Origin of the sequence: Nitrincola iocasae, from assembly GCF_008727795.1 — a bacterium.
Classification (GTDB): Bacteria; Pseudomonadota; Gammaproteobacteria; order Pseudomonadales; family Balneatricaceae; genus Nitrincola; species Nitrincola iocasae.
Genome location: NZ_CP044222.1, coordinates 1,426,379 through 1,450,767 on the forward strand (window position 1 = coordinate 1,426,379; position 24,389 = coordinate 1,450,767).

A 24,389-nucleotide genomic window follows, 5' to 3' on the forward strand; every position below is an offset into this window, starting at 1 on the left:
TTTATGCCATGGCAAAAGAGTTGGTTAACGCTCAGTCTGATTCTAATCAGTGTATTGGTTTCATTGGCAATTGGTTTTGGTAGCAATCATGGAATGATGCGCCTGCTGACATTTACTGATTTCTCTGTACGTGGAGAGCAACTCTTGCACCATACCCTGGGTGGTATGCTATCAACTGGTCAATGGTGGCGTCTGGTGACGCCTGCGTTCATGCATTTCAGTGAACTGCATCTGCTGTTTAACCTGATGTGGATCTGGGTGGTGGGTCAACGTATTGAGCTGTTTCAGGGGCGCTGGGTGCTATTGATCCTGGTACTGGTTTCCGCGATGCTATCCAATCTGGCTCAGTTTTTGATCAGCGGTCCAATGTTTGGCGGTATGTCAGGGGTGGTTTACGCTGTGTTAGCCTACACTTGGTTGTGGGATAAACGCGGGCTACGGCCTGTTTTCGGTCTGCCGCCGGGACTGATGGGGTTTATGTTGTTCTGGCTTGTGCTGGGGTATACCGGCATGCTGCAGATGTTTGGCATGGGCTCGGTAGCCAACACGGCGCATCTGGTTGGCCTGCTGGTTGGGTTGATGTTTGTATTACCGGTGCAACTGTTGCAACGCCGTTCCTGAAGAATGACTGTGATAAACTGGATAACTATACAGGAGAGCTTGGATGACGTTTGATGAAATGATAGATGCGATGACAGTCGATATCTACCAGTCGATGAAGCGTTCTGTCGAACTGGGTAAGTGGCCCAATGGTGAAAAACTCACGCAAGCGCAACGCGACCAGAGTATGCGCGCCGTGATTGCCTATGAGCATAAGCGTAACCTGCCAGAATCTGATCGTGTCGGCTTTATCGACCGCACCCGCGCTGATGGCAAGCAGCATGGTTCCGACCCGCTTGAGCCGGATGTGCTGAAAATTCTCAATTCGTAAGGAAAGCAGATTTCATGTCAGTTAAACCGGTTATTTACCTGAAAGACTACACCGCACCCAAGTTTCAGATTGACAGTATTGCACTGCGCTTTGATCTTGAAGCAGAATCGACCCGCGTGACCAGCCTGCTAAAAGTCAGACGCCATCCTGATTTCCCCGAGGCTACACAGTTACAATTGGATGGGCACGAGTCACTGGAATTAGTCGGTCTACGTCTAAATGGGCAGGTACCTGATTCCAGCCTGGTTAGACGTCAGGGTGAACAATTGCTTCTGGACCCGGTTCCGGAGGTGTTTGATCTGGAAATTGAAACGCGGCTCTATCCGGCTGAAAATACCGCGCTGGAAGGGTTGTATCTTTCCGATGATATGTATTGCACACAGTGTGAAGCCGAAGGTTTTCGCCGGATCACTTTTTACCCGGATCGCCCGGATGTCATGTCAGTATTCAGCACCACGCTGGTTGCCGATAAAGCACGTTTTCCGATACTGCTGAGTAATGGTAATCCGGTTGAACAGGGTGATCTGGACGGTGGCCGACACTGGGTCACCTGGCAGGATCCTTTCCCCAAGCCAGCCTATCTGTTTGCGCTGGTGGCAGGGGATTTGAGTTGTCTGGAAGATCATTTTATCACCGCATCTGGTCGGCGGGTGGCTTTACAGATCTACGCGGAACGCAAAGATCTTGAGAAGCTTGAACATGCCATGACCGCCTTGAAAAACGCCATGCGCTGGGATGAGCAGGTCTATGGTCGCGAGTATGATCTGGACATTTACATGATCGTTGCCGTGGACTTTTTCAATATGGGTGCGATGGAAAACAAGGGGTTGAATATTTTCAATACCGCCTGTGTGCTGGCGCATCCCAGAACTACGACCGATGCCGGTTTTCAGCGCGTTGAGTCGGTGGTGGCACATGAATACTTTCACAACTGGTCGGGTAATCGGGTCACCTGTCGTGACTGGTTTCAGTTGAGCCTGAAAGAGGGCTTTACTGTATTCCGTGACCAGAGTTTTTCCGCTGATATGCATTCAGCACCTGTGCAGCGGGTAGATGAAGTCGCCATCCTGCGTACAGCCCAGTTTGCTGAAGATGCCGGTCCCATGGCACATCCGGTTCGACCGGCATCCTTTATCGAAATTTCCAACTTCTATACGCTGACTGTGTACGAAAAAGGCGCTGCCGTAGTGCGTATGCTTCATACGCTATTGGGCGCGGAGACCTTCAGAAAGGGTACAGATCTGTATTTTGATCGACATGATGGGCAGGCGGTTACCACTGACGACTTTGTTAAAGCTATGGAAGATGTATCTGGCCGTGATCTGACCCAGTTCAAGCGCTGGTACAGCCAAGCCGGTACCCCGAGATTAGAGGTGACTGATGAGTATGATGCTGTCGCACAACGTTACTTACTGACAGTGCGTCAGTCCTGTCCGCCAACACCAGAGCAATCGGAGAAGGTGCCTTTTCACCTCCCCCTCAGTGTGGGCCTGCTACGCGCTGATGGTCAGCCTTTTATCCTGGCGACTGGTCAGACAACGCAACTGCTGGAAGTGACCCAGGCAGAACAGACCTTCTGCTTTGATGGCATAGATGAGCAGCCATTACCCTCACTGTTGCGTGATTTCTCAGCACCGGTCAAACTTTCCTACGCTTATACACAACAGCAGTTACGCTTCCTGCTGCAACATGATGAAGATGGGTTTAACCGTTGGGATGCCGGTCAGCAACTGTCGATGAGATTGGTACAGCAGTTGATTGAGTCTTTCCAGCGTGGCGAAGCGCTGGCTTTGCCAAAAGACTATATCGACACTTGGAAAGCGCTACTGCAAAACGCCAGTGAAGATCCTGCCATGTCAGCCCTGTTGCTGACCCTGCCCAGTGAAGCTTATATCAGCGAAAATGCCGCGGTTATCGATCCGGTTGCTATTCATCATGTCCGTCAGTTTATGCGCAAAACTCTTGCTGAAGCGCTGGAATCCAGCTGGTTGCGTGTGTATCAGCAGCATGATGGCGAGCAGGCTTATTCGCCCGAAGCGGCTGAAATAGCCCGGCGGAGTTTGCGTAATACCTGTCTGGGTTATTTGATGGCGCTGGATAGCCCTGCGCATCTGGCACTGGCTCAGCAGCAGTTTGAAACCTCAGATAATATGACCGATCAGTTTGCAGCATTGGTCAGTGTGGCTCACTCTGGTTTCAGGGATTCGGCCGATGACATACTGACTGAATTTCTGAACCAATGGCAACATGAATCATTAGTAATGAATCAATGGTTGATGGTGCAGTCCACTGATCCACGCCCAGGTGCTCTGAGCAGGGTGAAGCAGTTGCTGGAGCACCCGGTGTACGATTCCCGCAATCCTAACAAAATTCGTGCAGTGATTGCGGCATTCTGCCAGCAAAATGCGGTTAATTTTCATGCCGAAGATGCGAGTGGATATCGCTTTTTGGCCGACCATATTCTGCTGTTGGATAAACAAAACCCACAAATTGCCGCGAGGTTGCTGACCCCCTTGACTCGTTGGCGGCGCTATGCGCCCGCGCGTCAGGCGCAAATGCAGGCGCAGCTACAACGTATCATCGACACAGGTAATCTGTCAGGTGATGTGTATGAGGTGGTCAGTAAAAGCCTTAAATAATCTTTTGTTATCCCAAGGTTGTAGCCTACGGGCTCGCTCCTTGAGGATGGCTTAGATATACTCTGGTAAAGCTAAAAAATAAAACTGTCAGGAAAAAAGAATGGATAAATATCTTGTTGCAGAGCAAAAGTTCGACCTTCAGCAAAATTTCCGTCGGGCACTGAAGTGTCAGGAACAACTCAGTACCGCTAAAGACGCTGTTAAAGAGGCGCGCAGCAGCCGGGTATGGATCGTGGCTCTGATTGTGCTGATCTTTGCTATAGGGTCTGATTTCTTCCTGGGGGCTTCCGCGGCACTATTTGCACATTATTTCTATCGTATTATCCGAGCCTGGTATGCCGTCAGTCGTGCTGAAGAATCACTTGAAGAGAATGAGCGCTGGTTTAGTTCCAAAGGCTTGAAGCTGGAAGGGCGCGTATTGTATTTCCGTGAGGACAGCCTGCTGGAGCAGCCGCTGGACCCCTTTGATGATGAGCTGTATCGCTGATTCACTGCTAGATACTGCTACTAAAGGCTGCTATTGAGTGTGCTTTTTTATTGATACTGGTCAACAGTCATTTGTGCGGCTGCGGTATATAGTGGAGACAACCTACTTTCAGGAGACAGTGAGATGACGTTAATAATGCAGTTGCATCAGGATCACATTAACCTGAGCCGGTTATTGGAGTTAATGGAACTTAAAATCCAAAAGCTGAAAGCGGGTGATACACCCAATTTTATGTTGTTATCCGAGTTGGTGGATTATATCGGTAACTATGCTGATCAGTATCATCATCCTCGTGAAGATCACATGTATCATTATTTTGCTGGACAAAGTGGGGCACTGGATGAGCATTTACAGCAGTGCGAAGCCGAGCATGCTGATCTGAAGCAGGCATCCAAAGCTATTAATGAAACAGTCGATGCGGTAATGCACGATGCCGTGATTCCCATGTCTGATTTTATCGGCCAACTGGAAGCTTTTGTGCAGCGAGAGCGTGATCATCTGGATTATGAAGAGACAGTGATCTTCCCAGGTATTGAGCAACTTGCCAAAACGGATGACTGGGAAGCACTTGAGCAGAAGCTGCCTGAACCGGAAGACCCTTTGTTTGGTGAAAAACAGGGGGAAAACTACCGCGAACTCTACAAGGCCTTGCTGCAAGACGTTATTGCTGCGCGCTGACCTTCAGCAAACATGGCATAAAACTGACTCTGTTGCGACCATTATGCTTACAGAAATAAAGGGCCTGATCAGCTGTCTGAATCAGGCTTTCAGTCAGCTCGGATACATCGGCGTCAACTGTGTGCTGTTGTTCACAAATGGTAATACCCAGCGAGGCTGTGATTCGCAGAGCCTGGTTCTGATGCCCGGAAAACAGAGTCTGGCTGATGCATTTACGCAAATTTTCAGCGACCCGGGTTGCTTCTGGCTCGGGGCAACCGGGTAACAAGATTGCAAATTCCTCTCCACCATAACGGGCAATACTGTCCGTTTCGCGCAGTTGTTCTTTTAGCAGCTGTGATATATCCCGCAGTACTTTGTCACCGCTTAAATGCCCATGAGTATCATTGACCGGTTTGAAGTGATCAATATCCAGTAGTATGCAGCCTAAAGGCTCACCGGTTCGGTTGCAGCGTTTGATTTCACGTAACAGTTGCTGACTGAGCGCACGTCGGTTGAGCGCGCGTGTCAGAGGGTCAATGCTGCTAAGGCGTTGCAGGGTTTCGCGGCTGATAGCATTCTCCATGCACACGGCTACCACTGAAGCCAAGTGAGAAACATAATCATAGCGTAACAAGTGACTATAGCGCCCGGGGTCAGAACTCCCGAGACACAGGCTACCAATCAGGCAATCTTCTCTGATTAGTGGTAATAATGCACAGGACTGCACATCCTCAGCACCGCGAAAGCACGTTGTGATGATATGCGGTGTCGCTTCACCACAAAACAAACTACTATCTGGGTAAAGGTCTCGCAACGGTTGCTGCTGCCGAATAAGCTGCAACCCTGGAAAGTGATTGAAGCGTGCCGAACCGTCCAGCAGCTCCTGTACCATGTCTTCCGGGTCCAGTAGCATCAGCGTGACGGCGGATAGATTGAAATCCTGGCGAAAATGATTGAGCAAATAATCAAGCAGTTCTGCCAGAGTGATACAGGACAAAAGGTCCAGCTCAGCAGAAAAAAAGGCTCTTAGCAGCTGCTCATTACGCTCAGCTTTGTGATGCAGAATGCTCACACGTTGCCTGAGCTCCCTGTTTTCTTCAGCAAGGGTTAAATCTGGCTGCATTGACTGAAATCCCTGATAGATTCAGAAAAAGTCGTAACTGATTGATCAAACTAAAAACTGGTAAATGCCCGAATGCGTACTAGTGTATATAAAAAATGCTCAGGAGAGAATGCAATGCGTGTTTTGATCACAGGTGGAACAGGATTTATCGGTCAGGCATTGGTAAAAGCGTTAAAGGATCGTGGTGATGAGGTCGTAATTTTATCCAGAAATCCTGCTGAAAATCCTGAAATAATAACTGCATTGGAGCAGATTCAGCAGCCGGTGGATGCTGTGGTGAATCTGGCGGGTGCCGGTATTGTCGATAAGCGCTGGACTGAGGCACGAAAACAATTGTTGCGCGACAGTCGCATTGCTACCACCGCCAGCCTTTTACAGTGGATAGAGCAGCAGTCAAAGCGTCCAGCCGTGTTAATCAGTGGGTCAGCGATAGGTTACTACGGTAGTCAGGCGTCACAGACGTTGGATGAAGAAGCGAAGCCGGTGGATGGATTTACTCATCAGCTCTGTGCTGACTGGGAAGCTGCAGCGTCCAAGGCGACTGAGCTGGGAGTGCGGGTGTGTCTGATTCGGACCGGCGTGGTGCTGGGAGCGGGCGGTGCGTTACATAAAATGTTACCACCTTTTCGTCTCGGTCTGGGCGGTCCCATTGCCTCGGGACAGCAATGGATGTCGTGGATACATCTTGACGATGAGGTTAGAGCCATTGTTTGGTTGCTGGATAACCCGATACTTCAGGGGGCGTTTAATTTGACCGCCCCCGAACCTGTCACCAATGCTGAGTTTTCAGCTACGTTAGGCAAGGTACTACACCGCCCGGCATTTTTTCCGCTGCCTGGATTGGTACTGAAGTTGATGTTGGGTGAAGCCAGCGAGCTGTTACTGCAAGGGCAGCGGGTTGTCCCTGTACAGTTACAGGCATCCGGTTTTGAGTTTCGTTATCCGGTTTTGCAATCTGCCCTGAAGCAGCTGCTTAACTGAATATTTTGCATTGTCATAGAATAGGCATAATAACCATGTGGCTAATTCCGGTCTGGATCGATGTTATCTACCAAAAACTGCAAAAAAACTTTGAATAACAGTAAAGAGCCCTTGCTTAACAACGTTGTTCATATAGTCTTAAGTAGTATTCGGAATTTATCCACATCATCCGGAAAGGCGGTAGTGCACGCTACTATCCAAGCGTGCCTGTTGCCATATAATCAAAAAAAGAGAGAGAGCTATGCCCTTGCACGTTGCGGAACCAAAGGAAACGCTACTGGAACGTCTTAAAGCTGAAATATGTAAACGTCTACCGGACAAGAAAGCAGCATTGTTGTGTGAATTTGTAGACAGTTATTACCGCAATACCCCTGAAATGGACCTGCAGAAATGGCGACCTGATGATCTACTCGGCGCCACCCTGGATATGTGGGAATTCATCCAGGCTATTCCTGATGAGTCACCACGCGTTAAAGTGTTCAATCCCGATTATGAACAGCATGGCTGGCAATCCACTCATACGGTAATCGCCGTGGTGTCTGAAGATCGTCCGTTTATTATTGACTCGTTGCGAATGGAGTTGAATCGCCAGGACGTTGCCATCCACGCTATCAATAATGTGGTATTGCACACGCGTCGTAACCAGAAAGGGGCATTGACCGGACTGAATGATCCCAAAGGGCTGGCTGAATCAGTTGTAGCCATTGAAATAGATCGGCATACGGATTTGCAACGTCTTGAAGAAATACGCACAGAATTGCTCGCTGTTCTGGACGAAGTCCGTGCGGCTGTCGATGACTTTGAACCGATGCTCGCCGCAGTTAAAGAGCAGGCCGATCATCTTAAAAAGCTGGGCTCAGTGCTTGAAAAGCAAGGCTTGCAAGAGGCCAGCGAATTTTTAGAGTGGATGCATACCAACTTCACTTTTCTTGGATACGAAGTTTTTGAGCTTAATACAACGGGTGGCAAAGCGTCACTAGAGCCTGTTAAAAGCTCCGGATTAGGATTGTTGCGTGACTGTAATCAAGCCTGTCGTGAGAAACTGCTGGATGAAGATACACTTAATGCAGACCAGCATACGCTGCTTCCGGATCTGATCAGTTTTTCCAAAGCGGCAGCGAAATCACGTATTCATCGCCCAGCCTATCCTGATTATATCGGTTTCAAACGTTTTGATAATAAAGGCAAGTTGGTAGGTGAAGTGCGCTTCCTGGGGTTGTATACCTCAGCAGTTTACATGCACTCTCCGCGCAGTATTCCGGTCATTCGCAACAAAATATCCACGGTATTGCAGCTGTCTGGTCTGCATGAGCAGGGTCACGACTGGAAAGAGCTGAACCAGATTCTGGAAAGTTTCCCGCGGGATGAACTGTTTCAGATGCAGGTGGATGAATTGGCCAGTATGACACTGGGTATCCTGGAAATCCGCGAGCGTCGACAGATTCGGGTATTTCTGCGTCGGGACCAGCAGGGGCATTATTTTTCCGCCTTGGTTTACGTGCCGCGTGAAATTTACAGCACAGAGTTTCGTGTGCGTTCAGAAAAAATTCTCAAGCAGTCATTGGGTTGTGAGCTGGCCGAATTTACTACCTATTTTTCTGAGTCCATTTTGGCGCGGACGCAATTCAATCTGCGTCGGGCCGATGGAGAAGCTGTCACTGACAGGTTTGATGTGGCCGATATTGAACACAAAATCCGTGTGGCCGCTCGTAGTTGGGATGAAGATCTTTATGAAGCCCTGACGGAAGCCTCGGGTGAAGAACAGGGGATCCATGGCTATAACCATTTCGGCGGTGGTTTCCCAGCCAGTTATCGTGCACATTTCTCAGCACGTACGGCTGTTATTGATATTCAGCACATGCGCGAGATGTCTGAAAGTAAACCTATCTCACTGAGCTTTTACCGGGCGCTGGATCGAGAAGAGGATGAAATCAATTTCAAGCTGTTCCATTATGGAAACTCACTGCCTCTGTCAGACGTGTTGCCTATTCTGGAAAACCTTGGATTGCGGGTGATTGATGAACACCCCTACGAGATACAAACCAAAGACAGTTGTATCTGGATACATGATTTCAATTTGCGTTATGGCGGTAAGCAGCACGCTTCTATGGAGATGTTGCAGACAACCTTTGAAGACGCTTTCCTGAATATCTGGCAGGGCGCCTGCAGCAGCGATGACTTTAATAAGCTGGTGCTGGGGGCTGGGCTGGGGTGGCGCCAGGTCAAAGTATTGCGCGCTTATGCCGCTTACATGAAGCAGATACGCTTTCCGATTAGTAACGAAGCCATCAGTGCTGCCCTAAATAATCATGTCGGAATTGCTCGCGAGCTGATTGATTTGTTCAATGCGCGGCTTGAACCGGGTAAGGCTGATCCTGAAGCGGCTGATGCAGCGGAAACACGCATACTGGAAGCATTGGAGACGGTTTCCAGCCTGAATGAAGATCAGGTCATTCGTCAGTACCTGATATTGATTAAGGCCACGCTGCGCACCAACTTCTTCCAGAATACCGGCGGTGTGCATAAGCCTTACATATCGTTTAAATTGTCACCGGCTGAAATTCCCAATATACCTCAGCCACGACCATTGTTTGAGATTTTTGTATTCTCGCCAAGGGTGGAGGGTGTGCATCTGCGTGGTGGTAAGGTCGCGCGGGGTGGCCTGCGCTGGTCTGACCGAAATGAAGATTACCGCACTGAAGTGCTGGGATTAGTGAAAGCTCAGCAGGTGAAGAATGCTGTCATTGTTCCCGTGGGTGCCAAAGGTGGTTTCGTTGCCAAATATCTGCATTCTGGAATGAGTCGTGATGAATGGCTGGAAGAAGGCATAGCCTGCTACCGCATGTTTATCAGCGCATTGCTGGATATCACCGATAACCTGGTTGAGGGTGAGGTGATACCGCCGCAGGAAGTTGTGCGGCACGACGAGGATGACACCTATCTGGTTGTTGCGGCTGATAAGGGTACGGCAACCTTCTCTGACATAGCCAATGGGATTGCGGCGGAATATAACTTCTGGTTAGGCGATGCCTTTGCCTCGGGTGGTAGTCAGGGTTATGACCACAAGAAAATGGGCATTACCGCTAAAGGGGCCTGGGTTTCTGTAGAGCGTCACTTCCGAGAGATGGGACATAATACCCGCACAGAGCCATTTACCGTTGTCGGTATTGGTGATATGTCCGGCGATGTTTTCGGTAACGGCATGTTGTTGTCTGAACAAATTAAACTCATAGCCGCCTTTAACCACCTGCATATCTTCATCGATCCGGATCCTGATCCGGCGAGCAGTTTTGCCGAGCGCCAGCGCCTGTTTGATCTGCCACGTTCCGGTTGGAATGATTATGATAAGAAGCTGATTTCAAAAGGTGGCGGTATCTTTGACCGTTCCGCCAAGTCGATCCGTCTGACTCCGGAGTTGAAAAAACTGACGGGTGTGAATCAGGCGCAGATGACGCCTAATGATCTGATTTCAGCAATACTCAAGTCTCGCTTTGATCTGCTTTGGAATGGCGGCATCGGTACCTACGTCAAGGCCAGCTATGAAAGCCAGGCTGATGTGGGTGACAAGGCCAACGATGGACTGCGTGTGGACGCCTGTGATTTACGCTGCCGGGTAATCGGTGAAGGTGGTAACCTGGGTATGACCCAGTTGAGCCGAATGGAATTTGCCCGCCAGGGTGGCCGCATGAACACTGACTTTATCGATAATGCTGGCGGAGTAGACTGTTCTGACCATGAAGTTAACATCAAAATCCTGATGAATGGCATGGTGGCCGCTGGTGATTTGACCCTCAAGCAGCGCAATAAACTGCTGGTGGAAATGACCGATGAAGTATCCTCACTGGTACTGAAAAACAATTATCGTCAGGTGCAGGCGATTACACTGGCTGAGCGACGTTCGTTAGTATCCATGTCTGAGTATCAGCGCTTTATCAATAAGCTGGAAGAGCAGGGCAAACTCAACCGTAAGCTTGAATATCTGCCCGCAGACAGTGTGCTTGACGAGCAGCGCCTGGCCGGTAAGGGTTTGAGTCGGCCTGAATTGTCGGTGCTGGTGTCCTACAGTAAAGCCGATCTGAAAGAGCGCTTGCTGGAAACTGATCTGCCGGATGACAGTTATGTGGCCAAGGAACTGGTTACCGCTTTTCCGCGTCAGATGTTGGAAAAATTTGGCGCTGAACTGAAAGGGCACAGACTCTGTCGTGAAATCGTCGCCACCCAGGTTGCCAATGAAATAGTCAATTTCATGGGGATCAACTTTGCTGATCGTCTGGGCGTTTCCACTGGGGCCGATATCCAGCGTATTACCCGGGCCTATGTCCTGATACGTGACATATTTATGCTCAAAGATCTGTGGAAGCAGATAGAACTGCTGGATTATCAGGTTGATGCAAATATCCAGCTGGAAATGATGGAGCGTTTGCAATATCTGGTTCGGCATGCCACTCGCTGGATTTTGCGCAACCGCCGAGGGGATCTGAATTGCCAGCAGGAGATAAGCATTTTTGCTGAGCCATTGAAGCAATTAGCTGTGCACCTGGGTGATCTGTTATGTGGTGAACCCAGAGCACAATGGGAAGCTGCCTATCAGCGTTACACGGATGCGGGCGTACCGGCCGAGTTGGCCAAGGTGGTGGCTGGATCTAGCGTACTCTTCTCGGCCTTGAGTGTCATCGAAGTTGCGCGAGAGCAGGCAGTCGATATGCAAACGGCGGCTCAGGCATTCTTTGGACTGGGTGAGCGCTTACAGTTGCATTGGTTTGCCAATCAGTTGAATGAGCTTGGCGTTGAAAATTATTGGCAAGCCCTGGCTCGTGATGCCTTCAGGGATGATCTTGATTGGCAGCAGCGGGCTTTGATGGCGTCACTGTTAAAAATGGACAAGTCTGCCAAACCTGAAACTTCCGCGAAGCTGGAACAATGGGTTGAGCTCAATCAGTCCCTGCTGGATCGCTGGGATAGAGTGCTGGCTGATCTCAAAGCTGCCAAAACTCAGGACTACGCCATGTATACAGTGGCGGTGCGGGAGTTGTATGATCTCGCCCGAACCTGTATTTTTACTGCAGACTGATCAGCCATAAAACACAGTGCTGTCAGTCACGAGGCTGGCAGCACTGCTGATGAAATATGTAATCATTGACCTGGCAATCAGCCGGGATGAGTATATGAAGTACTACCGTGGTCAGGCCATGCAGATCTCTGTTCGTGCACGAGATGGTCGCATTGTCCGTCTACCCGCCTCTATTATGCGCCAGTTTATCTCGTTCTCCGGATTGCGCGGCAGTTTTGCCGTTTACTATGATGATCATGGACGACTGCAACAAATAGACAGACTGAGCTGAAGACTGTCTTTTCCCCCCCTGCCAAGGGTATAATTATTCCCGTTTTTAAAACCCTGGCTGAGATTGCTATGTTATATACACTTGCCCGATCATTGATGTTTAGACTGGATGCTGAGACAGCACATAATCTGTCCTTGATCAGCATGAATCTATTATCTGAAACCGGGTTGCAGCATTTGACCGGAGCCAGAATGCGCCAGGCGCCTGTCGAAGTCATGGGGCTGCGTTTCCCCAATCCGGTAGGGTTGGCTGCAGGTCTGGATAAAAATGGCACTGCCGTGGATGGCCTGGCGGCGATGGGCTTTGGCTTTATTGAAGTGGGCACAGTGACGCCGCGCCCACAAGAGGGTAATCCGAAACCCAGAATCTTTCGCTTACCGGAACATAATGCCATTATCAACCGCATGGGTTTTAATAATGCTGGTGTTGATCAGTTACTGAAAAACCTGGAAAAAAGTCGTTATAGCGGCATTCTGGGTATTAATATCGGTAAGAATAAGGATACTCCGAATAAGCAAGCGCATGACGATTACCTCTACTGTCTGCGTCGTGTCTATGATCGTGCCAGTTATGTCACCGTAAATATTTCCTCACCCAACACACCAGGGCTACGATCGCTTCAGTTTGGAGACTCGCTGAATAGTCTGTTGGACGCATTGAAGAATGAGCAGGCGCGCCTGGCCCGCTTGCATGGCAAGTATGTGCCTATCGCGTTGAAAATTGCGCCGGATATGGAAGAAGAAGAGTTTGAACTGGTGGCTGGTTCGCTGAAAAGCTATGAAATAGACGCCGTGATTGCCACCAATACTACCTTGAGCCGCGAAGGTGTAGAAGATTCACCTCTGGCGCTGGAGTCTGGTGGGCTGAGTGGTGCACCGGTCAGGAACTGCTCGACCGCTGCGATAGCGGCTTTGTCACGCCATTTGAATGGTGCGCTACCCATTATTGGTGTTGGTGGTATTACTGAGCCATTTGATGCAGCCGAAAAAATTGAAGCGGGAGCCAGTCTGGTACAGATCTATACTGGGTTGATTTATCGTGGTCCAAGATTGATACACGAGTCGGTTAAGGCGGTGGAATCTTTAGTTCGTCGTTAAGGATTGCGACAGTGTGGAACTCTGCCGCAATCCCGCTCCATAATCAGAATTGATGAATCAATACTTATGCTAAGGTGGGGTTTACCTGAATTGCAGAAACGCCGGACATACCATTCCAGTGTGCTTCGCGTCCTTCACGCCAACCGTTCATCCAGTGTGATCGCAGATCTGCGACTTGAACTGGGCACTCTTCACGTGATCGTCCGGTCAATCCGGCCACAAAACCACGGTTGTGCAGAGTAGAGCTACGGTCTCGTTTCTGTGTTCTCATAAAATACGCCTCTCAATTTCTATTTTTCATCGCGGAACAGTTGCTAGAAAATAACAAACTGTTCCTTTCGCGTGTAGGCTATAAGGCAATCAACCTACACCTCTATACATATCTGAAATAAGCAGGTTTGGCTATTAATATTAACTATAATGTAACATAACGTTCATAGTGTTACGGATAGCGCAGCTGCACAATCACCATAGGAATCAGTTAGTTACTTTCCTATTACTTTAAGCGATTTTTGTCGTGAAATTTTTTCATTCCAGTGAGATGCCCCGAGGTCAACATGGCAACAGAAATTCAGAATAGTTCCCTACACACGTATTTTGTGACTTGCCCCAAAGGGATGGAACAGCTGCTTACAGACGAGCTGACCAGCCTGGGAAGTGAGCAGGTTAAAATGACGGTTGCCGGGGTGAGTTGTCAGGGTGATAAGGCGTTGGGGTATCGCATCTGTCTTTGGTCAAGACTTGCTAGTCGGGTGTTGCTGCGCCTTGTAGAAACGCCGGTAACAACGGCGGATTCAATGTATGACGCAGTGCAATCGATTGACTGGCTGGAACGTCTGCGTCCATCGGGTACGTTCAGTGTGGATTTTAATGGCCGCAGCGATGAAATCCGCAATACCCACTTTGGTGCGTTGAAAGTCAAGGATGCCATCGTAGACCAGATCAGAGCCGCAACCGGGCAGCGACCGGAAATTGACAAGCAGCAGCCGGAACTGCGCGTTAATGTGCACCTTTCCCGTGGCAGTGTATCGGTTTCACTGGATCTGTCCGGAGAGAGTCTGCACCGTCGCGGTTACCGGGCGAAAACCGGTGAAGCACCGATGAAAGAAAACCTGGCTGCGGCCGTTTTAGTTCGCGCAGGCTGGCCACAGAGTGACATGACTGAGTTGTTTGATCCCATGTGTGGTTCAGCCACCTTGTTAACGGAAGCGGCACTGATGAGTCTGGATATTGCTCCAGGGCTATACCGTCAGCGCTTTGGTTTCATGCGCTGGCCAGATTTTGATCGTCAATTGTGGCAAACACTGCAGGATGAGGCACAGCATCGAGCCGATCAAGGACGTGCTGCAACTCAAGTCAGGTTGTATGGCTCGGATCAGGATGCCCAGGTAATCGCTGCCGCCAGGGAAAATGTCAGACGGGCCAAGCTGGATGGTGTGATTGAGTTGCAGGTGTGTGAACTCAGTCAGGTTAAGTGTCCGCAGGGTGTGGAGAAAGGGTTGTTGGTGACTAACCCGCCTTATGGCGAGCGCTTGGGTGAAGCTGATCAGTTGATGTTTCTGTATCAGCAGTTGGGACAGGTGCTTCGGGCACAATTTGCCGGTTGGCGTGCTGCTGTACTGACGGCTGACCCCATGCTGTGTAAAGTGATGGGACTGAAGTCGCATAAAGACTATCAGTTGTTTAACGGCGCGCTGGAAAGTCGGTTGTTTTTGTTTGAGGTGTATGCGGCACGGCCTGAGAGTGAAGCAACTGATTTAGCTCAAGTGCAGCAGCCGGCCTTATCCGAAACAGCGCAGATGCTGGCAAACCGCTTGCAGAAGAACCTGAAAAATATGCGCCGCTGGCTCAAGCAGGAAGGCATTGAATGCTATCGTCTTTATGATGCCGACATTCCTGAATACGCAGTTGCCGTGGATATCTACGCTGATCAGGTGCTGATCCAGGAATATCAGGCCCCCGCCAGTATCGATCAGGTGAAAGCGTTTAATCGTTTGTCAGAGGCTATAGCAGTGGTCGCCCTGGTGCTGGAGAAAAAGCCACAACAGGTTATTCTTAAGCAGCGCAAGCGTCAGCAGGGTACTGAGCAGTATCAGCGCCATAATGAAACTGGCCATTTTTTTGAAGTGATGGAACACGGCTGCCACTTGCGGGTGAATCTGCATGATTACCTGGATACCGGTCTGTTTTTGGATCATCGCCCGGTACGCCGCCGGATTCAGTCTCTGGCTGCCGGTAAAGATTTCCTCAACCTGTTCTGCTATACCGCCACGGCCACCGTACACGCGGCCGTGGGTGGCGCACTAACGACCACCAGTGTAGATATGTCGACGACCTATCTGGAGTGGGCGAGAGCAAACCTCGACCTGAATTCTCAGTCGCATGTACAGCATCAATTGGTGCGTGAAGACTGCATGAAATGGTTAAAGCGTCAGCCAGGACCGGCCTACGACCTGATATTTATGGACCCGCCGACCTTTTCAAACTCCAAGCGTATGGATGGCGTGCTGGATGTTCAGCGTGATCATGTGGAGTTGATTGAGGGTGCTATGCGCTTGTTACGACCGCAGGGGCTGTTGATCTTCTCCAACAACTACCGCCGCTTCAAGATGGATTATGATGCTTTGAGTCAATACCAGATACAGGATATATCCGCGCTGACGCTAGACCCAGACTTCAAACGCAACCCACGCATCCATAGCTGCTTTGAAATTCGTAAACCCTAAAAAGAAATCGCCTGTAGGAGCTCGCTGTGGGAGCTCGCTCTGCGAGCGAATCGAATCGCCCAGGGACTGGGCTCCTACAGGGGTTTTATATCCTCGTTGTAGGAGCTCGCTGTAGGAGCTCGCTGTAGGAGCTCGCTGTAGGAGCTCGCTCCGCGAGCGAATCTAATCGAATCGCCCAGAGACTGGGCTCCTACAGGGGTTTTATATCCTCGTTGTAGGAACTCGCTGTAGGAACTCGCTGTGGGAGCTCGCTCCGCGAGCGAATCTAATAGAATCGCCCGGAGACCGGGCTCCCACAGGCCGGGCTCCCACAGACCGGGCTCCAACATTTCCCTTAACCCGGGTAATCGCGCTTTTTGGCACCGGTATAGAGCTGGCGTGGACGGCCAATTCGGTTCGGGCTGGAATGGAATTCGTTCCAGTGAGAGATCCAGCCAATCGTGCGAGACAGGGCGAAGATCACCGTGAACATGCTGGTTGGAATGCCCATTGCCTTGAGGATGATACCAGAATAGAAATCTACGTTCGGGTATAGCTTACGCTCTACAAAGTAGGAGTCTTCCAGTGCAATCTCTTCCAGACGAGTGGCGATTTTCAGCAGTGGGTCATTGATGCCGAGTTCGTTTAGCACTTCATCGCAGGTTCTTTTCATTACCCGTGAGCGCGGATCGAAGTTGCGATAAACGCGGTGACCAAAGCCCATCAGGCGGAACGGATCATCAGGATCCTTGGCGCGTTGGATGAACTCAGGGATATTGGCTTCATCACCTATTTCTTCGAGCATGGTCAGAACGGCTTCGTTTGCACCACCGTGAGCGGGTCCCCATAGTGCAGCAATGCCGGCAGCGATACAGGCGAATGGATTGGCACCCGATGAGCCTGCCAGGCGCACAGTTGATGTAGAGGCATTCTGCTCATGATCGGCATGCAGGGTAAAGATGCGATCCATGGCGCGGACCAGTATCGGATTGGCTTCATAATCTGAGCAGGGTGTAGCGAACATCATGCGCAGAAAGTTTTCAGCATAACCCTTATCATTGCGTGGGAAGATGAACGGTTGGCCGATAGAGTACTTGTGACACATGGCCGCCAGCGTTGGCATCTTGGCAATCAAACGATAAGCACAGACTTCACGGTGATGGGCATTGTTGATATCCAATGAGTCGTGGTAAAACGCCGAAAGCGCACCCACAACACCACACATGATCGCCATAGGGTGTGCATCACGACGGAAGCCCTTAAAGAAGGAAATCAGTTGTTCATGCACCATAGTATGGTTGCTGATGGTGGTAACAAAGGTTTTCTTTTGCTCGGCATCCGGCAGTTCGCCGTTCAGCAGCAGATAGCAGACTTCCAGATAGTCTGATTTCTCAGCCAGTTGGTCAATTGGATAGCCACGGTGTAGCAGTATTCCCTGGTCGCCGTCTATGTAGGTTATCTGTGATTCACAGGCAGCCGTAGACACGAAGCCGGGGTCATAGGTGAAAAGACCTTTGCCAGTCAGTGGACGAACATCTATGACATCCGGGCCTTCAGTGCCGGAATACACAGGAAGTTCAATCGTTTCGTCCAGGCCATCGACCGTCAAACGAGCTTTCTTGTCAGCCATAGTTGGCTCCTATCATTCGGTTATAATTACAATGACTTAGTTGTTTAGTCACTTGATTACATTGTCAGGTACTACCTGAATGAGAACCCGACAACTATAGAGCTTGGGAAGGGTTTGTCAATTCAACCTAAAGGCGAATACTGCATTGCAGCATAGCATAATATAACAGTATGAGTGATCTGAATCCCTTGGCCGTGCATATCTACTGAGAATGTAGCAGAAAGTGGTGTGGTAGCGGCGTAGTGGGTGTTAGACCATTGTTGTACAGGCGTCAAGTCGCGTTGTATTCAAACTGGTAAATGTCTATACTCCGGGCCTGAGTTGCCATTGTACACTTGTGCAATGACACAAATGTGCAATGCCAGTTCGGCGAACGAACTACTGCTTCTGAGCACTTCCCAGCAACCCGTCCTGCAAAGGGACTCAAAAGTGTGAACTAGAGCCGTGAACAAAAAACGACCTGTAAATTTAGATCTGCAAACTATTAAACTGCCACTTCCGGCGGTCACCTCGATACTGCATCGCGCAACCGGTGTCGCACTATTTTTTGGTGCCATCTTTGCGGTGTATTTATTGGGACTGTCGCTGGATTCTCAGTCAGGCTTTGATGCCGCGGCTGATCTTCTCCAGGATAGTTTCCTGGCAAAACTCATCGCTTGGGGATTCGTCTCCGCACTACTGTACCACCTCGTTGCCGGTATCAAGCATCTGATTATGGATCTTGGCTACGGCGAAGAGCTGGAGTCAGGCCAGTTGGCTGCTAAAGTCACCCTGATTGTCGGCGGTGTATTGATTCTTCTGGCAGGAGTATGGATATGGTAACAACAATTACGAATTTTGGCCGTAGCGGCCTTTACGACTGGATGATGCAGCGCGTCACAGCCGTCGTGCTGATGGCCTATACAATTTTCATGTTGGGCTACCTGCTGTTCAGTTCTGATCTGAGCTATGCACAGTGGTCTGCATTATTTGAAAACACGGCCATGCGCATTTTCACTCTATTGGCAATTTTGTCTATGGTAGCGCATGCCTGGATCGGTCTCTGGTCGGTTTCCACTGACTATATCAAACAGACCGGTGTCCGTTTCGTGTTTCAAGCCGTTTGTGGCCTGCTGGCGTTTATATACGTTGTGTGGGGCATTCAGATTCTGTGGAGTGTCTAAACGATGACTAAGCTGCGTACTTTAACCTTTGATGCCATCGTTGTCGGTGGTGGTGGTGCAGGCATGCGTGCTGCGCTTCAGTTGGCTCAGTCAGGCCTGAAAACCGCTTGTGTCACTAAAGTATTTCCGACCCGTTCGCACACCGTATCGGCTCAGGGTGGTATCACCTGTGCGATTGCCAGTGCGGATCCCAACGATGATTGGCGCTGGCATATGTACGACACCGTAAAAGGGTCGGACTATATCGGTGACCAGGACGCGATTGAATACATGTGTTCTGTCGGTCCTCAGGCTGTATTTGAGCTGGATCACATGGGGCTGCCTTTCTCACGTACTGAAATTGGCCGCATCTATCAGCGTCCGTTCGGTGGTCAGTCAAAAGGCCCGGATAATCCGACTCAGGCTGCACGTACCTGTGCCGCGGCTGACCGTACCGGTCACGCCTTGCTGCATACTCTGTATCAGGCCAATATGAAGGCTGGCACGACATTCCTTAATGAATGGTATGCCGTCGATCTGGTTAAAAATGCTGATGGCGCTGTGGTGGGTTGTATTGCTATTTGCATTGAAACCGGCGAAACCGTTTATATCAAAGCCAAGGCGACTGTGCTTGCTACAGGTGGTGCTGGACGTATCTATTCATCAACCACCAATGCGCTTATTAACACGGGCGATGGTATGGGAATGGCGTTGCGTGCAGGTTTTGCGGCGCAAGATATGGAGATGTGGCAGTTCCATCCGACCGGTATTGCCGGTGCGGGTACGCTGGTCACAGAGGGTTGCCGTGGTGAAGGCGGTTATCTGATCAATAAAGATGGCGAGCGTTTCATGGAGCGCTATGCACCTAACGCTAAAGATCTTGCAGGGCGTGATGTAGTTGCGCGCTCAATGATCCTGGAAATCCTGGAAGGGCGCGGTTGTGGTCCTGATGGCGATCACGTACTGCTGAAGCTGGATCACCTGGGTGAAGAAGTATTGCACTCACGCTTACCTGGTATTTGCGAGCTGTCAAAAACCTTCGCAGCGGTAGATCCGGTTAAAGAGCCGATTCCAGTAGTACCTACCTGTCACTACATGATGGGTGGCTTGCCAACCAACATTGGTGGTCAGGTTATTTCGCCGGATGCCGAAGGCAATGACCAGATTATTGATGGTTTGTTTGCCTGTGGTGAAGTCGCGTGTGTATCTGTTCACGGTGCTAACCGTCTGGGTGGCAACTCTTTGCTGGATCTGGTGGTATTTGGTCGTGCAGCGGGTATTCAGATTGAACAGCAGATGCGTGAAGGCTATGAAGTGAAAGATGCAACCGAAGCTGATATCGAAGCAGCCATGGTGCGTCTGAATCGCCTGAATAATTCGGTTGGTGGTGAAAAAATCGCGGATGTGCGTAAAGAATTACAGAGCACTATGCAGCTGTACTTCGGCGTATTCCGTGACGGTCCAAGTATGGATAAAGGCCTGCAGTTGTTGGGTGAAATCCGTAACAAAGTTGCCAATCTGCATCTGGATGACAAGTCTCAGGCGTTCAATACCTCACGGATTGAAGCGCTGGAACTTGAAAACCTGTTGGAAGTAGCAGAAGCCACTGCCGTTGCTGCTGTCGAGCGTAAAGAGTCTCGCGGTGCACATGCCCGTAACGACTTCACCGAGCGTGATGATGAAAACTGGCTGTGTCACTCGGTCTATTATCCGGCTGATAAGCGTATAGGTAAGCGTGCAGTTAACTTTGCACCTAAAACCATGGACGCCTTCCCGCCCAAGATCAGAACTTACTAAGAGGCTGATGATATGCTGGTAAGTGTATACAGATACAACCCTGAAACAGATGATGCGCCCTATATGCAGGATATCCATATCGATATCCCTGGCGGTAAGGACATCATGGTGCTGGACCTGCTCCAGTTGCTGAAAGAGAAAGACCCTACCATGGCGTTCAGACGCTCATGCCGTGAAGGTGTGTGTGGTTCTGATGGCATGAACATGAACGGTAAAAATGGTTTGGCGTGTATTACAGCCTTGTCTCAGGTTGTCGTGAAGGACAAGCTGGTATTGCGTCCATTGCCAGGGTTACCGGTCATTCGTGACCTGGTCGTTGATATGACTCAATTCTACAAGCAGTATGAAAAGGTCAAGCCTTTCCTGATTAACGACACGCCTGCACCGGCTATCGAGCGTTTGCAGTCACCAGAGGATCGTGCGGAACTGGATGGGCTCTATGAGTGCATCCTGTGTGCCTGCTGCTCGACAGCCTGCCCATCTTTCTGGTGGAATCCGGACAAGTTTATTGGACCGTCTGGCTTGTTGCAGGCGTATCGCTTTCTGGCAGATACGCGTGATACCGCCCGTGAAGAGCGTTTGGCAGAGTTGGATGATCCATTCAGCGTGTTCCGTTGCCACGGTATCATGAACTGTGTGAGCGTTTGTCCGAAAGGTCTGAACCCGACCAAGGCCATTGGTAAAATCCGTAATCTGTTGCTGCAAAGAGCAACCTGATCACGGTTCTACTCACAAAACGGCGCCCTCGGGCGCCGTTTTTGCATCTACCCAAAAGGTCTATGTTACGTCAGCCATTATTTTCTGTAGAATTTCCGGTGGATGAACTGTGTTAAGCGCAGCAGAAAAGTCGTAAAATAACGAGTATGCGTCTGTTTCACGAATCAGGCCGCATAAAAAAAACGGTAATCAGCTAAGAGGAAGCCAGCCAAGTGTGGTGAGGAGTGGTGCAGCCTTGCCGGACAGCTTACCTCAGACTCAGGGTGATATAATAATGCAAGACAGCATGATGGAGCTGATGTGGAAGAACGCTCACCTATACGGTGGCAACCTTTCATATGTCGAACAACTATACGAAACCTACCTGCTAGATCCCAATGCCGTTCCACAAGAATGGCGCGAAGAATTTGACAGACTCCCTGGAACAGGTAGTAACCTTACTCAGGATATTCCACACTCTCCCGTCCGTGAACACTTCCAACTGCTCGCTAAAACCCAGCGTAGAGCCGGGCCGGCCGCTGAGGGTAGCGTCAGTTCCGAGCACGAAAAGAAACAGGTTCGTGTATTGCGCATGATTAACGCCTATCGTGTGCGTGGTCATCAGATTGCTCGAATAGATCCACTGAATCTGCTGCAGCGTCAACCGGTACCTGATCTCGATTTGCGTTTTCATGAGCTGTCCGAAGCTGATTACGATAGCACTTTCCAGTTAGGTTCGTTGTTCTTCGGTCAGGAAGAAGCGCCACTTAAAGACATCGTTGCCGATCTGAAAAAAACCTACTGCTCATCTGTAGGCGCTGAGTACATGCACATCGTTGATACTCAGGAAAAACGCTGGATTCAGTCGCGCATGGAACCAGTTCGCTGTGACCCCGTGCTGGAGCCCTCTACCCGCAAACATATTCTGGAACGGCTGACGGCGGCCGAAGGTCTGGAAAAATATCTGGGTTCACGCTACGCCGGTGCCAAACGCTTTGGTGTTGAAGGAGGGGAGTCACTGATCCCTTGTCTGGATGAATTGGTTCAGCGTGCTGGTAAAGATGGCGCTAAAGAAATCGTCATCGGCATGGCTCACCGTGGCCGTCTGAACGTGCTGGTGAACCTGTTTGGTAAAAATCCGTCAGACCTGTTTGGTGAGTTCGAAGGTAAGAAAACCCTGGAAACTTCCGGTGATGTTAAATACCACCAGGGCTTCTCATCCAACGTGATGACCCCCGGTGGCGAAGTTCACCTGGCTATGGCGTTTAACCCGTCACACCTGGAAATTGTTTCTCCCGTAGTTGAAGGCTCTGTACGTGCACGCCAGGATCGTCGTGAAGACACTGTCGGTAACACCGTTATTCCAGTTTCTATCCATGGCGATGCTGCCTTTGCGGGTCAGGGTGTGGTCATGGAAACCTTCCAGATGTCACAAACCCGCGCCTACAAGACTGGCGGTACCATACATTTGGTGATCAACAACCAGGTGGGTTTCACCACCTCGAAGAAAGAAGATGCGCGTTCTACTGAATACTGTACCGATGTCGCAAAAATGGTTCAGGCGCCTATCTTTCATGTCAATGGTGATGACCCGGAAGCCGTGCGTTTCGTCACGCAACTGGCACTGGACTACCGCAACGAATTCAATAAAGATGTCGTCATCGACCTGGTTTGCTACCGTCGTCGTGGGCATAACGAAGCGGATGAGCCCTCCGGTACACAGCCGTTGATGTACAAACAGATCAAAGTGCAGAAAACCACGCGTGAACTTTATGCGCAGCGCTTGCAGGACGAGGGTGTGCTCTCGGCTGATGAAGCCAAAGAGATGGAACAGTCCTATCGTAAAGCACTTGAAAACGGCGAGCATGTTGCCAAGTCGTTGGTACTGGAACCGAACACTGAGCTGTTCGTTGACTGGAAGCCATACCTCGGTCACCAGTGGAGCTTCGAAGCCGACACCCGCGTCGACATAAAGCTGCTACAGGAGCTGGGACAAAAAATGTGCCGCTTCCCTGAAGGCTTTTCGATTCAGCGTCAGGTGCAGAAAATCTATGACGACCGCGTGCGTATGGCTGCAGGCGCCATGGAAATCAACTGGGGTTTCGCCGAAACACTGGCTTATGCCACCTTGCTGGCTGAAGGTAATCCGGTGCGTCTTACCGGGCAGGATGTTGGTCGAGGTACTTTCTCTCATCGTCATGCTGTCGTGCACTGTCAGAAAGATGCTACTGCTTACACCCCGCTGAAATACCTGGCAGAAGATCAGCCAAAATTTGATATTTACGACTCCTACCTGTCGGAAGAAGCGGTGCTGGCTTTTGAGTATGGTTACTCCACCACCATGCCAAATACCATGGTAATCTGGGAAGCGCAGTTTGGTGATTTTGCCAATGGTGCTCAGGTTGTTATCGACCAGTTCATCACCAGCGGTGAGCATAAGTGGGGTCGCCTGTGTGGCCTGACGATGTTGCTACCGCATGGCTTTGAAGGGCAGGGTCCGGAGCACTCGTCAGCCAGATTGGAGCGTTTCCTGCAGATGTGTGCTGAGCACAACATCCAGGTTGCCGTACCGACAACGCCGGCACAGATATTCCATCTGCTGCGGCGTCAGATGACACGCCCACTGCGTAAGCCGTTGGTGGTCATGTCACCCAAATCCTTATTGCGCCACAAACAGGCGACCAGCTCGCTTGAAGATCTGGCTGAAGGCTCCTTCCAGCCGGTTATTCCGGAAGTGAACAAATTGGACGCCAAGAAAGTCAAGCGTCTGGTCATGTGCAGTGGCAAGGTCTACTACGATCTGTACAACCGCCGTGCCGAGCTGGAAAAAGAAGACGTTGCCATCGTACGTATCGAGCAGCTCTATCCTTTCCCGGAAATGCCTCTTGCCAACGCCATAGCCGACTATACTAACCTTGAGTCAGTAGTGTGGTGTCAGGAAGAGCCGATGAACCAGGGTGCCTGGTATTGCAGTCAGCACCACATGCGTCATGTGTTACAGAAGCATAATCCGAAACTCTTCCTTGAAGGTGTCGGACGTCCTCATGCAGCAGCACCAGCTGTAGGCTATATTTCTGTACATATAGAACAGCAAGAAAAACTGGTTAATGAAGCGATTAATGGTTAATAACACGTTCGAATGAACCACTGAGCAGCATA

General features: G+C 50.2%; 18 protein-coding genes. 15 read left to right on the top strand and 3 right to left on the bottom strand.

Annotated elements, in window-relative coordinates; genetic code table 11:
• Nucleotides 1-3: 3 nt before the first annotated feature.
• The 5 genes from F5I99_RS06580 to F5I99_RS06600 all read left to right on the top strand — a co-directional run bounded on the left by F5I99_RS06580 (nt 4) and on the right by F5I99_RS06600 (nt 4,735).
• Entirely contained in the window at nt 4-621 is a 618-nt protein-coding gene (locus F5I99_RS06580; protein WP_151054277.1) for a rhomboid family intramembrane serine protease, read from the top strand.
• Between the two features lie 43 nt (nt 622-664).
• Nucleotides 665-931, top strand: a complete 267-nt coding sequence (locus tag F5I99_RS06585; RefSeq protein WP_151054279.1) for a DUF1315 family protein — start codon at nt 665-667, stop codon at nt 929-931.
• Nucleotides 932-945: 14 nt separating this feature from the next.
• A complete protein-coding gene (pepN, locus tag F5I99_RS06590) occupies nt 946-3,570 on the top strand; it encodes an aminopeptidase N (protein WP_151054281.1) in 2,625 nt (874 codons plus the stop codon).
• Between the two features lie 100 nt (nt 3,571-3,670).
• Complete coding sequence (locus tag F5I99_RS06595; protein ID WP_151054283.1) at nt 3,671-4,057, top strand: hypothetical protein; 387 nt, start codon at nt 3,671-3,673, stop codon at nt 4,055-4,057.
• A gap of 123 nt (nt 4,058-4,180) precedes the next feature.
• On the top strand, nt 4,181-4,735 hold the full coding sequence (locus tag F5I99_RS06600) for a hemerythrin domain-containing protein (RefSeq protein WP_151054285.1): 555 nt from the start codon (nt 4,181-4,183) through the stop codon (nt 4,733-4,735).
• On the opposite strand, the gene F5I99_RS06605 is transcribed toward F5I99_RS06600, so the two are convergent.
• Nucleotides 4,719-5,840, bottom strand: a complete 1,122-nt coding sequence (locus F5I99_RS06605) for a sensor domain-containing diguanylate cyclase (RefSeq protein ID WP_151054287.1) — start codon at nt 5,838-5,840, stop codon at nt 4,719-4,721. The genes F5I99_RS06600 and F5I99_RS06605 overlap by 17 nt on opposite strands.
• Before the next feature lie 114 nt (nt 5,841-5,954).
• On the opposite strand from F5I99_RS06605, the gene F5I99_RS06610 reads away from it, so the two are divergent.
• The 4 genes from F5I99_RS06610 (at nt 5,955) to F5I99_RS06625 (ending at nt 13,260) form a co-directional block, all read left to right on the top strand.
• On the top strand, nt 5,955-6,821 hold the full coding sequence (locus tag F5I99_RS06610; protein ID WP_151054289.1) for a TIGR01777 family oxidoreductase: 867 nt from the start codon (nt 5,955-5,957) through the stop codon (nt 6,819-6,821).
• Nucleotides 6,822-7,062: 241 nt separating this feature from the next.
• Nucleotides 7,063-11,892, top strand: a complete 4,830-nt coding sequence (locus F5I99_RS06615; protein WP_151054291.1) for an NAD-glutamate dehydrogenase — start codon at nt 7,063-7,065, stop codon at nt 11,890-11,892.
• Nucleotides 11,893-11,941: 49 nt separating this feature from the next.
• Nucleotides 11,942-12,163, top strand: a complete 222-nt coding sequence (locus F5I99_RS06620) for a DUF2835 family protein (RefSeq protein WP_151054293.1) — start codon at nt 11,942-11,944, stop codon at nt 12,161-12,163.
• Between the two features lie 68 nt (nt 12,164-12,231).
• Nucleotides 12,232-13,260, top strand: coding sequence for a quinone-dependent dihydroorotate dehydrogenase (locus F5I99_RS06625; protein ID WP_151054295.1), 1,029 nt, complete (start codon nt 12,232-12,234; stop codon nt 13,258-13,260).
• 64 nt (nt 13,261-13,324) lie between these two features.
• On the opposite strand, the gene rmf is transcribed toward F5I99_RS06625, so the two are convergent.
• Nucleotides 13,325-13,531, bottom strand: coding sequence for a ribosome modulation factor (gene rmf / locus F5I99_RS06630; protein ID WP_151054297.1), 207 nt, complete (start codon nt 13,529-13,531; stop codon nt 13,325-13,327).
• 286 nt (nt 13,532-13,817) lie between these two features.
• Between rmf and rlmKL the strand changes: the two genes are divergently transcribed.
• The gene (gene rlmKL / locus F5I99_RS06635) at nt 13,818-15,986 is read left to right on the top strand and encodes a bifunctional 23S rRNA (guanine(2069)-N(7))-methyltransferase RlmK/23S rRNA (guanine(2445)-N(2))-methyltransferase RlmL (RefSeq protein WP_151054299.1); all 2,169 of its coding nucleotides are present in this window, start codon (nt 13,818-13,820) and stop codon (nt 15,984-15,986) included.
• Nucleotides 15,987-16,320: 334 nt separating this feature from the next.
• Here the strand turns inward: rlmKL and gltA are convergent, their stop codons facing one another.
• Complete coding sequence (gene gltA, locus F5I99_RS06640; RefSeq protein ID WP_151054301.1) at nt 16,321-17,595, bottom strand: citrate synthase; 1,275 nt, start codon at nt 17,593-17,595, stop codon at nt 16,321-16,323.
• Between the two features lie 444 nt (nt 17,596-18,039).
• On the opposite strand from gltA, the gene sdhC reads away from it, so the two are divergent.
• The 5 genes from sdhC (at nt 18,040) to F5I99_RS06665 (ending at nt 24,357) form a co-directional block, all read left to right on the top strand.
• Entirely contained in the window at nt 18,040-18,417 is a 378-nt protein-coding gene (sdhC, locus tag F5I99_RS06645; protein WP_151054303.1) for a succinate dehydrogenase, cytochrome b556 subunit, read from the top strand.
• Nucleotides 18,411-18,758, top strand: a complete 348-nt coding sequence (gene sdhD, locus F5I99_RS06650) for a succinate dehydrogenase, hydrophobic membrane anchor protein (protein ID WP_151054305.1) — start codon at nt 18,411-18,413, stop codon at nt 18,756-18,758. Before sdhC ends, sdhD begins: the two co-directional genes overlap by 7 nt.
• A 3-nt stretch (nt 18,759-18,761) precedes the next feature.
• Nucleotides 18,762-20,534: a succinate dehydrogenase flavoprotein subunit gene (sdhA, locus tag F5I99_RS06655; RefSeq protein WP_151054307.1), complete on the top strand. Its 1,773-nt coding sequence runs from the start codon at nt 18,762-18,764 to the stop codon at nt 20,532-20,534.
• A gap of 12 nt (nt 20,535-20,546) precedes the next feature.
• Complete coding sequence (locus tag F5I99_RS06660; RefSeq protein WP_151054309.1) at nt 20,547-21,251, top strand: succinate dehydrogenase iron-sulfur subunit; 705 nt, start codon at nt 20,547-20,549, stop codon at nt 21,249-21,251.
• A 274-nt stretch (nt 21,252-21,525) separates the two neighbouring features.
• Nucleotides 21,526-24,357, top strand: coding sequence for a 2-oxoglutarate dehydrogenase E1 component (locus F5I99_RS06665; RefSeq protein WP_151054311.1), 2,832 nt, complete (start codon nt 21,526-21,528; stop codon nt 24,355-24,357).
• Nucleotides 24,358-24,389 lie beyond the last annotated feature (32 nt).

What these genes read in the sequence shown, in the direction of transcription:
- F5I99_RS06585 (WP_151054279.1), top strand. Translation starts at nt 665, where the DNA reads ATGACGTTTGATGAAATGATAGATGCGATGACAGTCGATATCTACCAG.
- rmf (WP_151054297.1), bottom strand. Translation starts at nt 13,531, where the DNA reads ATGAGAACACAGAAACGAGACCGTAGCTCTACTCTGCACAACCGTGGT.
- F5I99_RS06605 (WP_151054287.1), bottom strand. Translation starts at nt 5,840, where the DNA reads ATGCAGCCAGATTTAACCCTTGCTGAAGAAAACAGGGAGCTCAGGCAA.
- F5I99_RS06610 (WP_151054289.1), top strand. Translation starts at nt 5,955, where the DNA reads ATGCGTGTTTTGATCACAGGTGGAACAGGATTTATCGGTCAGGCATTG.
- F5I99_RS06580 (WP_151054277.1), top strand. Translation starts at nt 4, where the DNA reads ATGCCATGGCAAAAGAGTTGGTTAACGCTCAGTCTGATTCTAATCAGT.
- pepN (WP_151054281.1), top strand. Translation starts at nt 946, where the DNA reads ATGTCAGTTAAACCGGTTATTTACCTGAAAGACTACACCGCACCCAAG.
- F5I99_RS06595 (WP_151054283.1), top strand. Translation starts at nt 3,671, where the DNA reads ATGGATAAATATCTTGTTGCAGAGCAAAAGTTCGACCTTCAGCAAAAT.
- gltA (WP_151054301.1), bottom strand. Translation starts at nt 17,595, where the DNA reads ATGGCTGACAAGAAAGCTCGTTTGACGGTCGATGGCCTGGACGAAACG.
- sdhD (WP_151054305.1), top strand. Translation starts at nt 18,411, where the DNA reads ATGGTAACAACAATTACGAATTTTGGCCGTAGCGGCCTTTACGACTGG.
- F5I99_RS06665 (WP_151054311.1), top strand. Translation starts at nt 21,526, where the DNA reads ATGCAAGACAGCATGATGGAGCTGATGTGGAAGAACGCTCACCTATAC.
- F5I99_RS06620 (WP_151054293.1), top strand. Translation starts at nt 11,942, where the DNA reads ATGAAATATGTAATCATTGACCTGGCAATCAGCCGGGATGAGTATATG.
- F5I99_RS06615 (WP_151054291.1), top strand. Translation starts at nt 7,063, where the DNA reads ATGCCCTTGCACGTTGCGGAACCAAAGGAAACGCTACTGGAACGTCTT.
- F5I99_RS06625 (WP_151054295.1), top strand. Translation starts at nt 12,232, where the DNA reads ATGTTATATACACTTGCCCGATCATTGATGTTTAGACTGGATGCTGAG.
- sdhA (WP_151054307.1), top strand. Translation starts at nt 18,762, where the DNA reads ATGACTAAGCTGCGTACTTTAACCTTTGATGCCATCGTTGTCGGTGGT.
- rlmKL (WP_151054299.1), top strand. Translation starts at nt 13,818, where the DNA reads ATGGCAACAGAAATTCAGAATAGTTCCCTACACACGTATTTTGTGACT.
- F5I99_RS06600 (WP_151054285.1), top strand. Translation starts at nt 4,181, where the DNA reads ATGACGTTAATAATGCAGTTGCATCAGGATCACATTAACCTGAGCCGG.
- F5I99_RS06660 (WP_151054309.1), top strand. Translation starts at nt 20,547, where the DNA reads ATGCTGGTAAGTGTATACAGATACAACCCTGAAACAGATGATGCGCCC.